14 protein-coding genes and 1 pseudogene are annotated in these 12,143 nt (G+C 65.7%); 1 reads left to right on the top strand and 14 read right to left on the bottom strand.

Features of this window, described 5'->3' with window-relative positions; genetic code table 11:
• Nucleotides 1–91: 91 nt before the first annotated feature.
• The 10 genes from ACTWP8_RS29065 to ACTWP8_RS29110 form a co-directional block, all read right to left on the bottom strand.
• The gene (locus tag ACTWP8_RS29065; RefSeq protein ID WP_443325067.1) at nt 92–628 is read right to left on the bottom strand and encodes a hypothetical protein; all 537 of its coding nucleotides are present in this window, start codon (nt 626–628) and stop codon (nt 92–94) included.
• Nucleotides 628–1,287 carry a GGDEF domain-containing protein gene (locus ACTWP8_RS29070; protein ID WP_443325068.1) on the bottom strand — a complete coding sequence of 220 codons (660 nt, stop codon included), beginning with the start codon at nt 1,285–1,287 and terminating at the stop codon, nt 628–630. Before ACTWP8_RS29070 ends, ACTWP8_RS29065 begins: the two co-directional genes overlap by 1 nt.
• Nucleotides 1,284–1,682, bottom strand: coding sequence for an RRQRL motif-containing zinc-binding protein (locus ACTWP8_RS29075; RefSeq protein ID WP_443325069.1), 399 nt, complete (start codon nt 1,680–1,682; stop codon nt 1,284–1,286). The genes ACTWP8_RS29070 and ACTWP8_RS29075 overlap by 4 nt, the downstream gene beginning before the upstream one ends.
• Nucleotides 1,682–2,632 carry a DUF2637 domain-containing protein gene (locus ACTWP8_RS29080; protein ID WP_443325070.1) on the bottom strand — a complete coding sequence of 317 codons (951 nt, stop codon included), beginning with the start codon at nt 2,630–2,632 and terminating at the stop codon, nt 1,682–1,684. Before ACTWP8_RS29080 ends, ACTWP8_RS29075 begins: the two co-directional genes overlap by 1 nt.
• A 6-nt stretch (nt 2,633–2,638) precedes the next feature.
• Nucleotides 2,639–2,887 (bottom strand): hypothetical protein, encoded by a 249-nt coding sequence (locus ACTWP8_RS29085; RefSeq protein ID WP_443325071.1) that lies wholly within the window; start codon nt 2,885–2,887, stop codon nt 2,639–2,641.
• Between the two features lie 101 nt (nt 2,888–2,988).
• Entirely contained in the window at nt 2,989–3,195 is a 207-nt protein-coding gene (locus ACTWP8_RS29090) for a hypothetical protein (RefSeq protein WP_443325072.1), read from the bottom strand.
• 130 nt (nt 3,196–3,325) lie between these two features.
• Nucleotides 3,326–3,622: a hypothetical protein gene (locus ACTWP8_RS29095; RefSeq protein WP_443325073.1), complete on the bottom strand. Its 297-nt coding sequence runs from the start codon at nt 3,620–3,622 to the stop codon at nt 3,326–3,328.
• Between the two features lie 115 nt (nt 3,623–3,737).
• Complete coding sequence (locus tag ACTWP8_RS29100) at nt 3,738–4,106, bottom strand: hypothetical protein (RefSeq protein ID WP_443325074.1); 369 nt, start codon at nt 4,104–4,106, stop codon at nt 3,738–3,740.
• A complete protein-coding gene (locus tag ACTWP8_RS29105; protein ID WP_443325075.1) occupies nt 4,103–4,417 on the bottom strand; it encodes a WhiB family transcriptional regulator in 315 nt (104 codons plus the stop codon). The genes ACTWP8_RS29100 and ACTWP8_RS29105 overlap by 4 nt, the downstream gene beginning before the upstream one ends.
• Nucleotides 4,418–4,586: 169 nt before the next feature.
• Nucleotides 4,587–4,955: a hypothetical protein gene (locus ACTWP8_RS29110; protein ID WP_443325076.1), complete on the bottom strand. Its 369-nt coding sequence runs from the start codon at nt 4,953–4,955 to the stop codon at nt 4,587–4,589.
• Between the two features lie 405 nt (nt 4,956–5,360).
• On the opposite strand from ACTWP8_RS29110, the gene ACTWP8_RS29115 reads away from it, so the two are divergent.
• Nucleotides 5,361–6,734, top strand: a complete 1,374-nt coding sequence (locus ACTWP8_RS29115) for a hypothetical protein (protein ID WP_443325077.1) — start codon at nt 5,361–5,363, stop codon at nt 6,732–6,734.
• 3 nt (nt 6,735–6,737) lie between these two features.
• Here the strand turns inward: ACTWP8_RS29115 and ACTWP8_RS29120 are convergent, their stop codons facing one another.
• The 4 genes and pseudogenes from ACTWP8_RS29120 to ACTWP8_RS29135 all read right to left on the bottom strand — a co-directional run.
• A complete protein-coding gene (locus tag ACTWP8_RS29120) occupies nt 6,738–7,664 on the bottom strand; it encodes an aminoglycoside phosphotransferase family protein (protein ID WP_443325078.1) in 927 nt (308 codons plus the stop codon).
• Nucleotides 7,664–8,470 carry a GntR family transcriptional regulator gene (locus tag ACTWP8_RS29125; protein WP_443325079.1) on the bottom strand — a complete coding sequence of 269 codons (807 nt, stop codon included), beginning with the start codon at nt 8,468–8,470 and terminating at the stop codon, nt 7,664–7,666. The genes ACTWP8_RS29120 and ACTWP8_RS29125 overlap by 1 nt, the downstream gene beginning before the upstream one ends.
• A gap of 68 nt (nt 8,471–8,538) precedes the next feature.
• Complete coding sequence (locus ACTWP8_RS29130; RefSeq protein ID WP_443325143.1) at nt 8,539–10,191, bottom strand: NACHT domain-containing protein; 1,653 nt, start codon at nt 10,189–10,191, stop codon at nt 8,539–8,541.
• 273 nt (nt 10,192–10,464) lie between these two features.
• Nucleotides 10,465–11,553 (bottom strand): annotated as a pseudogene (locus ACTWP8_RS29135) (NACHT domain-containing protein); the annotation flags it as partial.
• Nucleotides 11,554–12,143 lie beyond the last annotated feature (590 nt).

Raw genomic sequence — 12,143 nt, forward strand, 5'->3', positions numbered from 1 at the left:
ACACAGGCCTTGCTCGCGCTCGCCCGCCGCCGGGTCGATGTGCTGTGGGCGATGCTGCGTGACAAGAGGCTGTTCACCTCCGTCCCGCCGGTCACGCAGACGGCTTGACACGATCATTGAGATTCTCCTTGATCGGGGTCTCAGCGAGCCGGGCGGTCGCGGCGCGCATGCGGAACCAGACGGTCTGGGCGGTGATGGTCTGCAGCAGCCACAGGACTTCGAGTAGGCCCGCGGTGGGTCCGAAGCCGACCGACGCCGCTGCCCACGTACCGGCCACCAGGACGGCGGCGGCGATGCCGTAGCGCCACCGCCGCACGAGCGTGCTCGTGGACGGGCGCCAGCGGTGGGCCCATGCGAGCCAGCCGGGGCCTGCGGCGGCGGCCAAGGCGAGCGGGAGGGCCAGCCAGGGTGCGGTCAGGTGCGCGATGGTGACGGCCAGGCCGGCCCCGATGGCGACCCAGGTGGGCAGGAGGGTGCGGCGGTGCTTCCACAGTGCGCGGCCGGCTGCTTCGGCTATGCGTCCGGCCCAGGTGGGCTGGTGGGGGACGACGACTACGAACGGGGTGTGGCGTGAGCGGCGGCCGCGTTGGCGGGGGATGTGGACGGTGGTGGTGCGGCGGCGGGGCATCAGGCTTCCTTCCGGCTGGTGTTGGACAGGGCGAGGTGGGTTCCTGGGCGGCCGATGCGGCGTCCGGCGGTGGTGCGGTAGATGTCGGTGGGGGTGGCGGGCTGCCAGGGCAGGCGCGCGTTCTTGGCCTGGTACATCGCCTCATCCGCACCGCGCAGGAGGACTGGCAGCGGGGCGCCGGGCCGGTCGCTGGTGCGGCAGATCCCGATCGAGGCCCGCGGGGAGAGCAGTACCGTCTCGGTGCGGACCGGGGCGGCCAGGTCCGCGGCCAGGCCGTAGGTGAGCTCGGCGTGGAGGTCGACGTCGGGGGCGAGACGGATGACGGCGGCGAACTCGTCTCCCCCGAGCCGTCCGGCGAAGCCGTCGCGCGTGGTGCACCAGGCCGCGAGTCGCTGGCCGACCGCGGCCAGGAGCTGGTCGCCGGCAGCGTGGCCGTGGCTGTCGTTGATCTGCTTGAAGCCGTTGAGGTCGAGCAGCAGCACCGCGGCGTGAGGGCGCCGAATGGCACGCAAGGCTCCCGCGGTGAACTGGTCGCGGCTGGGCAGTCCGGTGAGCGGGTCGGTGCGGGCGACGCGCAGGCGGCGGGCGAGGAAGAGGCTGTGGGCTGCCCATCCCGCCACGGGGGCGGCGATCGGCAGGGTCTGCAGCAGGACGTTCATCGGGCACCCTCCTTGGGGCTGTCGTGGTGCGGCGGGTAGGCGCAGGGCACGCACATCCCGAGCGAGGTGGGGATGACGTATCCGGCGTCGGTCTTGCAGTTCGGGCAGGTGCGGCGGGCGGTCATCGCCGCGTGGTGGGCAGCCCACTTCGCGGGCGTCATCGGGCGGATGGGCTTCGCAGCGGTGATCCGGTAGAGGTAAGCCACCCGCGCGATGCCACGGCGGCGGGTGAGCCGCATGACCTGCGCGGCGATCCGCTGCCCGCCGGGCCGTAGCCCGCGGGCGCGTAACTGCCGCCGGGTGGCCAGCCCGTCGGGAGCCATACGCCAGGGGTAGGTCGGGACGCCGTGGACCGTGCCGGAGGGGTCGAAGCACTTCCCGAACGCCAGCGACATCACCGCTCACCACCCGCAGCGGCGACGACGGGCTCTTGGGCCAGGTCAGAGTCGTCGCTGGGCTCACCCTTGCCCTGGCTGACCACGACTTCGGTCTTGGTCAGGTCGACGGGCGCCGTCGGGGCGGCCGTACGGCGGCCGGAAGGAGACGTTGCGGTGGAGGCGTCGCGGATGCGGGCCGCGCGACGGGTGCCGATGCCGTAGGTCTTCATCAGCCACGTCGCCGACGGCTCACCACCGTTCGCCGCGTGCTCCCGAGCGGCGGTGATCAGTTCGTCGTCGGTCTTGCCGGGCGGCAGGGCCTGTCGCTGCTTCGGGCCGGTGACGCGGCGGCGGCGCTGCCGGGGCTTCAGCCTCTCCTTCGTGGCGGGCGGTGCCGGGGGCAGGGACGGCAGGGGTGCCGCCCCGTTCCCGTCGGCAGGCTGCCGGTCCTCATCAGCAGGGGTGCCGGTGGCAGGGCTGCCGCCGTCCCGTCCGGCGGGGGTGTTGTGTACGGCCTCGGGTGTGTCGGTAGCGGGCTGGGACCGCAGGTGCGCCATGTGCACCAGCAGCCCGAGGACCACCGGAGGGATGGCGGACACGGCAACGATCAACGGCCAGGTGATCGGGATGACCTTGGCTGCGGCCGCGTGGTCGACGGCGTTGCCGCCGACCGAGACGGCGATGGCGCCGATGGCGTTCGCCTTCGCCCAGGCCCGCGCTCGCGCGTTGCGGGTGGAAGCGGCCAGCCACACGCGGGTGGCGGTCATCGCGTACGCGTCGACCGTGAGCGGGAGCAGCCAGGTCAGCGAGTGCAGCCAGCCGGTCCTAAGCGCCAGGTCACGCAGTCCCGCGAAGGACGACGCGGCGGCGGCGATGCCGACCACGGCCATGCCCGCGCCCAACAGCCAGTCCCGGCCAGGGGCTTCGGCCTCGCCGTCGTTCTCGGCCGCGAGGGCTTCGGTGGTCACTTCCGATCACCCAACCGAGTTCGAGATGCCGTTGACGGTGGAGGTGAGGATCTGGGTGACCACGGTCTTGGTGGTGTCGGCGAAGTCGCCGGTGAGGAACAGGCCGATCAGAATGCCGGTGATCAGCGTGGACCAGCGGTGCCCGACGTAGACGCACAGCACGACGCCGATCGCAATCAGGAAGAGCAGGACCGAGACGGTCACGGCCGGGGAGGAGTCGGCCGCAGGTGCGGCCAGCATCAGGGCGGTGTTCACGAGCAGGGGCCTCCTTCAACGAGGCGTAGAGGGGGAGTTCGGGTCTGGGTCCCGCCCGGCGCGGGCTCGCAGGGGCCGGCGCGCCGGGCAGAGGCAGAGGGCTACCGGCCGGGGTTGGCCTGGTGGCGGGCGATGACCAGCGGGACCAAGGCGGGGTCGGTGCAGTAGCCGATGTAGGGGCCTGTGGCGTCCCACACGTGCCAGCGCGGGACCAGCTGCCCGGGGCAGACGGTGCCGACGGCGAGGTAGCGGCCGTGCCGGATCACCGGGTCCACGACGGTGACGTCCTCAGGCAGCGGCTGGGCCATGGCGGTCTTCGCAGGACTCCCCTGCGCTGGTGGCGCGGGTGGCAGGCGTGGGTGCGGGCGGCGCGGCGGGCCGCGCGCTGATTGCGGTAGGCGGGGTGCCAGCCGCACAGCAGGCAGCGGGGCTGGGCACTCACCCGACTCGCCTCCCGGTCACCGGTGCGGAGTCGACGGCCAGAGCCGCCAGCCCGCCGTCGGTGACCTGCGGTGCGTACTCCGGGAGCGCACCCAGCTGGTCGAGGGTGTCGATCAGCACCGCAAGCGGCATCGCGTCGCCGTCGTAGTGCGCAGTCACCGCCGCGCGAGCGGCCACCAGGAGTTCGGCGTAGTCGTGCCGCACGGCGGCCAACTGCCGTCGCAACTGGGCGTTCATACGCGTCAGCGATCCGACGGTCGGCTTCGCCGGACGGGCCAGAATCGGGCTGGACATGAGGGCTGGAACCTCCGAAAGGCGATGGGGCCGTCGGGCAGGCGCGGGCACGACAGGGCCAGGCCAGGCACGCCCGACAGCGAGAGGGAAGAGACGAAGGGAAAGGAAGGGCTGGTCAGCGGCGCCGGGCGCGTTCGCGTCGGCTGTTGGCGACGAGCGAGCGCAGGACGACCGCGCAGACCGCTACGGCAACCGCGGTGACCGCGACGGACAGCAGCAGTGCCACCAGCACCACACCGACCACGACGACACCGGTCACGACCGTGCCCGGCGAGACGCCGTACGGACGCCGCGGAACCTCTGGAGCAGCGCCGTGTCCGCAGCTGCAGCAGTGCCCAGCGGCCTGGTGCACGCTGTGCGGCTGCACCGTGCCGGTGGCCAGCTGCTGCACGGCCGGGGCCAGGGAGACGAAGCGGCGGCCGGACGCATCGATGAGCACATACGGCTCGCCAGGCTGCACAGCAGGGAGGTTCGGATCCGTCATGCCGCACGCACCCCCTTCGGACGCAGGGCGCGTCGCTCGCTGGCGGTCAAGCCGCCGAAGATGCCGAAGCACTCCCCGTTGTCCAGCGCCATCTGCAGGCACGCGGCACGTACCGGGCAGGCGCCGCAGACTTTCTTGGCCGCTGTGATCGCATCCGGCTCGCCGTCGAAGAACAGCTCCGGATCTACCGCGGTGCAGGCCGCACCGCGCAAGAGTCCCGAGCCTGCTCCGAACAGGTCCGCGAGGCCAGGTACGAGCTGCAAGTGCGGGCGCATGCGGCCACCGATGGCGCCGTAGTGGCTCTGTGCCATCACCGCACCTCCGACCGCTCGATACGAGAAGTCGGCGACCAGTCGTACCCGCACGCGCCGCAGACCTCGCGAGAGGTGCGGCAGCGGGAGACCTGCACGCGCCGTGAGCACCGCGGGCAGGCGACCCGGCAGCACATCGGCCGACGGTCGTAGAACGGTGTCGCGGCCATCACGCCTCGCCGGCCACGTTGTCGCGGACGAGGTCAGTGATCGGCGCGTAGACCAGAACCTCGATGTTCCCCACGGTCACGTCCGTCTCGAAGGACTGCCCACTGCCGAGCAGTTCGAGGTGGGTGTCCGTGCCCATCGCCTCAGCGATCCGGGCGACCGCGAGGCACCGCTCACGCGGTTCGGCCGTGTGCGTGCTGAGCTGCACGCTCGCCCGGCGTGTGCCGCTGAGCGTCACGTACAACTGCGGGATCCCCGGAAAGCGCTCCAGGAAGTCCGCGAGCTGCCGCAACGCGGATGCTGCAGGGACAGTGGCCGGCTCTTCCGGCCACGAGATGACCGCCGTGTCAGCGGTACGCTCGTTGAGCATCGTTGAACTCCTCTGAACGGGACTCGATGCGGGACCCCGGCGGGTGGTCTGAGGTGCGGCAACACCTCGGGCCACGAGCACCGCCGGGGTTTAGCTGTTCCCCCCGGAATGAAGTCAGGTTCCCCATAACAGGGAATCTGTACTCATGAAGGGCTGTCAAGGCATTCCCTCCAACTCGTCTGGGGAACTCGCCACCGTCCTCTCCGGAAGCGATGACTCAACTATTGCGAGGCAGCCTGGAGTTCAGGAGCGTTCACTTGCGGGTGCACTTGTGCACCTGGGGGTGCAAACCGACTGCACGCCCAGCGTGACCTGCGTACAGTGACAAAGAGTCATGCTGCGACTCACGCTGGGAGATTGACGGCCACGCGGAACACCTCGGGCACTCTGCAACTTGGGGGAGCCATGGCAGACCCGAACGGCAAGCTGGCCGCCCTCATGCAGGAGGCCGGCCTATCGCACAAGGCGTTGGCACGTGCTGTGCGCAGTGCCGCAGCGGCGGCTGGGGCGGACATCGTCTGTGATCACACCTACGTGAGCCGCTGGCTGAACGGATCGACGCCGCGTGGTGGCATGCCAGGCTTCATCGCCGACGCGATTGGTCGGAAGCTGGGGCGCCGGCTATCCCTGGAAGACATCGGCATGGGTCGCGCGGCGGTTGCCGCAGTTCGGGCCGACTTGGGGCTGGACTTCGCCGACCGGCCGGAAACCACCTCGAAGACTGTGGCCGACCTCTGGCGGGCAGACCTTGCCGAGAGCGAAGTACTAGTCCGGGCTCTGCCCGACTCGACCGCCTGGCATGAGGCTTCTGTGCGATGGCTGGTGGCCCCGCCTGATGGCGAGATCATCCGTACTGACGGCGGGGCAGTCGGCGTCTCCGAAGTCGAGATGATCCGGTCGACTGCCGACATGTTCAGCACGCTGGACGGGAAGTTCGGCGGCGGACATGCTCGGCGAGCCCTGATCCAGTACCTGCATACAGACGTCCGGCCACTGCTGGGTGGCCGGTACTCAGACGCTGTTGGCAAGCAGCTGCACGCCGCAGCAGCTGAGGCACTGCTGCTGGCGGCGTGGATGTCGTACGACAGCGGACTGCACGGAATAGCTCAGCGGTACTTCATCCAGGCCCTGCGCATGGCCCAAGCTGCCAGCGACAGGCTGCTGGGCAGCAGCATCCTCTCCGCAATGAGCCACCAAGCAACGTTCGTTGGGCGCTATCGCGAAGCGGCGACGCTGGCGCGAGCGGCGAGCACCGGGCCGACCACGGCGCTTACGCCGACATTGGCCGCACAGTTCCGTGCCATGGAGGCGCGCGCTCTAGCCCGCATGAACGATTCCAAGGGCTGCGATCTCGCCCTGGCGGAAGCAGAGCGGCAGCTGAGCCGTCGGACTCCCGACAGCGACCCGGCATTCATCGCATACTTCGACGAAGTCGAGCTGGCAGCGGAGTTCGGTCACTGCTTCCGAGACTTGGGGCGCTCAGTGCAAGCCACGGAGCGCGGCGCTCGCTCGATCTTCGGAGACGGGCTCAACAACCGCAGCGACTTCTTCGCCACGATGGTTTTGGCGGAGTCGTACTTGGGTCAGGGGGAGATCAACCGAGGGTGCGAGATCGCTCTCGAAGCCCTGAAGATGGGCGAGGGCCTCAAGTCCGCGCGCTGCGTGCAGTACGTGCGGGAGTTCCAGGAGAGGATCACCAAAGGCATGAAGTCGTCGCTGGAGTATCGCGCCTTCGCAGAGCAAGCGCGGGACTATCGGCTCTGGCGGCAGGCGAGTTGATCGTCAGAACGGAGCCCAGTCGCGGCGGGATGCTCCCGTGCGAAGTGACTCAGCACGCTTCTCGACTTCTTGGGCAGCTCGGGGGTCCGCCCCGGCATTCTGCGACAACCACGTGATCATGAGCAGTTCGCGCACGCTGCGGAGGACGGTGTAGCCGGACCATGCGCGGACGTCGAAGCCGTAGCCGGCGGCGAAGTCGGCGTACTCGGACGCTGTGTGCCAGCCGAAGCTGTCGAAGTACATCGCTGTTTGCATGAGGTCCCACTCGCGTGGGCCGGTGACGAAGCCGTCCAGGTCGATGACCTTTGGCTGTCCGGTGTCATCCCGCAGAACGTTGCCGACGTTGAAGTCACCGTGCACGTGGCCGTGTGGCAGAACGAATTCGAGCCTCGCGTACTCGACTTCCAAGGCCTGCGCACGCTCGGAGAGGAAACCGCGGATCTCGGCGCGGATCTCAGCCTGTGCTAGGCGCTCGGACACCTTGGCGAAGGGCTGCAGTTCGGGGAGCGAAAAGGCCGGCGGCTTCAGCTCATGGAGCCGTCGCAGCAACTCACCCATCTCGCGGGTGCTGGCGTACGTGTCCCCGTCGGCGAGCCCTTCCCAGAAGGTCACGGCATGACCATCAACGACGACCGGCTGGTCCGCGGCCGTGACGAGGTGTGCAGCCGGATAGTCCTGGACTGCGAGCCAATCGGCTACGGCGACTTCCCTCTGCACCGACGGCAAGCGGTCCGAGCTTCTGGCGACGCGCGCCACGATGCGGCCCTTGGCGAGGCGGAACACCGCATGATCTCCAAAGCGCAAGAGTTCGATGCCGTCCGGGTCTACCTCGGCACGGCTGCAGGCGCGCCGTAGCACGCTCTCGGCACGCCCGGCGTTGAAGGCGGTTTGCTCGCCCGTCGTCATGCACTTCCCCCTGTCGGTGGTCATCAGCGCGAGATGAGCTGGCGACTCTTGCCTGGCTCCGGACGACTCACGATGCCGTCCGCTTCAAGCTTGGCGAGCGCGGCCTGCACGGTCTTCTTGCTCGCCCCGAAGCGTTGCATCCATGCCTTCTCGCCGATCAGCTTGCCCTCGGGAGCGACGTCACCGGCCTCTTCCTCGAGCGCCTTACGGATGCCTTGAGCGACCTCGTCGACACGGGACTCCTGGCCGCTCTCGGCACGCACGTACCGCCGTCCGGCCCGCTTCAGAGCCCCTTCGTCGACCAGGAGTCGCCGGGCCTGCGCCACTGTGTCGACGGACACCGCATACTCGCGCGCGAGATCTTCGCCTGTCGGGATCGCCTCGACAGTCGGGTACTCCTTGAGCCATGCACGGATACGGGCCGCGACATCCTCGTATGAGACGTCCGACCGTGCGCCGGCGCCAGCCGCGACGATGCGCCACCGCTGCCCCTGACGGCGGGCGAGGATGCCCTCCTGTTCCAAGAGCCTGTACGCGCGCTGCACCATCCCGCGCGACACCCCAAGCTCCTGCGCGAGCCCGCCCTCAGAGGGCATACGAGCACTGGCCCTTAGGTCCCCGGACGTGATCCGGACCTTCAGGGCCTCTGACAGCTGTAGGTAGCTCGTGTACGGGCTCGCGGGCACATCCGTCCTCTCGGAAGGCTTAGGGCAAGACCAAGCGTAGAACGACGCCTGACCAGCTGACACAGCGCGTATCTGACTGATCGCATCCGAGACTCCGGGCATGCTCGTGCCATGCCGGACGCGAGCACCCGCGCGGCCAACCATGCGCTGCCGGCCAGCGAATAGAGAGCCGCATACCTGCGCTACAGGTGGCTAGCTTTGGAGGCGGGACTTTAGTTAATTCTTGGCCTTGGAGAGACGTGAATCGTATCGCTAGAGAAGAGATCAGAGCCGTGAGCCTTCGAAATGTCACGTATAAGTATATGCTTTACATTCTCCAGGCTAGCCAAAGGCGAAATGTCAACCGTCGACCCCTTACCTGCACCCACTAAGAGGAGATGGTCCAGGGATGGAAAGATTCGCGCAATATGGGAAAAGTCCACGGCCTGCCCCACGCCGTAAATAGTCAGGTACGTGACTTGCCCCAGCACGGGAACCTGGGCGATTTCTTCGAAGGCATAGGGCGCTGCAGCCTCTGTGAGGACGAGATTCCCAAGACGCGTCATATCGAGAAGCTCAACGAAATATTGCGTAAACTTTTCCGCCGGCAAAGAGAGGGTCTTGAGCCCCATCCAGCGGGATAGTCCTTCTATTGATTCTGCGCCAAAGTTATGTGGGCCAAGTTCAAGATACTCGAGATCGTCGTTTACCGGAAGTTCTCCAAGATCGCGATAGCCTAGTTCAGTCGCCAGCTCGAGGCTGCGCAGCGATGCTAATTCGCGGAGTGCACTGACGTCCAAATCCGGGTTCATATTTTCGAGACCTAAATGCGTCAGCGTCGTTCCCCTCAGCCCATCCAGCCGTTCCAGTTGAGGGCAATCATATATGCGCAACTCTTCCAGTTTACGATAGTTAGATATCCACTGCAGATCATACACGAAATCATTCGATGAAATCGCCAGGTCCAGGATTTTTGACACATTCTGCTGGTCTGCCATATCAACGGTGTCGTGATCGCCGTAATAGAAAATCCCCGTGACGTGAAGTCTTGAAATTTCCTTCGCCTGCTGCGACTCCTCAATGAATACCGACTCGTAAGGCCCCTGCATTGGCGCAAGAACCTCGGTTACGTATTCCTGAGCATCGAATCGGGCCCAGTCCAGAGTTAACGCATCAAGTACTTTGGCTTCGCGAGCTCCGTTGAACGACTTGAGGTACGCCAGCGCGGCATCTCCACCGATACGCTGTGCAACTGAAATGGTTGGTTCTATTTCATCTTTGAGTAGATCATTAGGTGCGGGGAGAAGATCCAGCACGACCGGGCCCACCTGGACTAGGGCATGTACCTCCTCGGCAGCTCGCGGGGGAAGTAGCAGATCGGCCCTCGTTTGAACCTCAGATCGTATAGGAGCGGCGAGTTCTGTAGCATGTTGGAGACACGCCAGGGCAAGGAGTCGCAGCCTGGTGCTGAATTGTTTTTCCCGGTCCCCGCGCTCAATCAACTTCTCCAGGAGCTTAGCTCGTTCATCAGGCCGTGCGTGAGCCACGACCATGCGAACCACATCCTCCCACTGCTCATCGTGGGCTTGATTGGCGATGTAAGGGAGGTCGTACGACTCGACTGCAGCTTTAGCGCCGAGGAAGTCCTGAAAAGTTCGATGCACAAAATCGACCGTGTCATCGGTTGGAGCGCGGAGCAAACCCGTACGGCTGAGCAAGTGTCGCAGAATTTCACTCGCTGTGCCCTGACAAGCGACATCCGGCATGCCTGGAAGGGCTTGTTCTATAAGATCCTCTGCGGTGTCCCAAGATAGTTCTGTCTGGCCATTTCGAATCAGCCAGTAGGCAAGCTTCTGAAGGAGCTGAACACTCTCCTTCTCGTTCAAAGTGATGCCTTCAGGAGCAAAGACCTCTCGCTCTTGATCGCGCCTGAATAGCAGCATCGATAAGGCTGCGGAGTACAGCTCAACTCGATCATTGGGAAGTTGCCCCCGTCGATCACGGTGGAGGGCGCAAACGAGAGCACAAAGCAGTGGGGTCGTGGTGAACAGAGCGAGGTCGCGCTTAGCGCGTACCTTGTCCCGAAGTTGGCTCTCAAGTGTATCCAGGTGATTTCGTAACTCGTTGCTCGTGGCTCCTGCCTTAGCCGCTGAATGCCATCTCGTGACAAAGACGCTAACGTCTGTGCGAGTCATCGGGCGGACGGTTAGTTCACTAAAGCCAACCTGTTGAAGCCAGGAATTAGGGACGGCATTCGGTCTCGTTGTAACGATGACACGTGATCTGTTGTATGCCGATAGCATCTCCGTAAGCCAGGCGCTAGTCCTCTCTCGGAGATTGGCGGGCACCTCATCGAGTCCGTCTACCAAGATGAGAGCTCGCCCCGAGGCAAGTACTCGATCTGCCCACCCTTTCGGCTGGGCCGAAGAAATAGGGCAGCCGATAGAGGAAAGGAACTGCTCTGGCTTGGGTAGCTCTCCGTGACGGGAGAATGTGCGCAGCGGGAGGAAGAATGCGATTGCTGAGCGGAGCTCTTTCAGCGGAGCGGGTACATTACCTGTGGCACTCGCGCACGCGAGCCATTGCAGCAGCGTAGTTTTGCCGCTACCTGCCAATCCCCTCACCAGTGCCTTTTGGTGGCTAGCAAGAGCCACTTCTGCACGCTCCACGCGTTGTTGTGTGGTGCTATGACCGCTGATTCCCCATAGGTGGTCTTGCTCCGCCAGTTCTAAGCTCAGGTAGGCGGCGTCCAGCGGCCAATAGGCCTGGGCTGGTCCTCTCAAGTCAAGCCCGACGACAGTAAGCTGTCCGTGTCGTTGGGCTAGATATGCTCTGTAGCGGGCTTCGAACTCAGAATCTTCCTTTCTGAGGCCTGCGTTCTGAGAACGAACGCTTCTCACCGTATGAGGCAGCGCTTGCTCGCCCCGCCCTGAGGCTCGCAAGCTGTTGCGGCGGAGTTCAAGGAGTGGCCCTGGCTCCAGGTTGAGGGCTGCAGCTAGCGCGATGACGGTTGCCTCGCTAGGCACCGACCGACCGCTGAAGGCCTGACTGACTGTGGTCCTCCCCAGGCCAGAGCGTCGGGTCACTGCGGCCATGTTCAGCCGTGCCTTGAGCTTGGCTGCATGCAGGCGATCGCGCAGTTGATCTAAGGCCTCTTCACTCACTCTTGCCCCCCTCGTTCCGCTGGCACTTCGGCCATTGGAGCGCGCACTAGCGCCCGGCCGCGCAAGACCTTCGGCTAGCACCACCTGTTCAGTTTGTTCATCTTGGTTCAACTGAACGGCGCTGAACAGCAGATCAGCCAGATTGAGTCCTGCCCGGAGCGGCCGGGCCTCGGACCAAGCAGTGTCGGAGCAGGCTGAGCGTGAGGAGTGTCAGTGTCTGGGAGCGCAAAGGTGATCGTGCTTGCTTTGACGATCACGGTGGCCGTGTTGGTATCGCTCGTAGTAGCCCTGGTAGCCGGCCTGCTGGCCATGCAGGAGGAGACATCATGGCCCAAAGCCCTTACACGTGCGGGTATGGCGTTTGGGGGAGCTATGGGGGTGATGACCGGTCTTCTCACTCTCGTTGTCGGACTCTATGGGTGACGTGGAGACCACAACGCTCAGGTCTTCGAGCCAGGGGCACCAGGCATGCATTCGATGGCGGAACGGGAAGTGGGGCGACGCAGCCTATTGACTAGTGGGCGGCCTCGTGCGCGATCGAGCATGATCAGAGGGCCGTAGGCTCATTGGCATTGCGAAGTCGGCCCCGGCGCGGGAGGAGGCAGCCCCTACGGATCCCGCGCTCTGCGTGTGTCGCGCAGGTGCCTTCCACCAGATCCACCAGGCGCCAGCAC

The organism is Streptomyces sp. 7N604, from assembly GCF_052245475.1.
Taxonomy (GTDB): Bacteria; Actinomycetota; Actinomycetes; order Streptomycetales; family Streptomycetaceae; genus Streptomyces.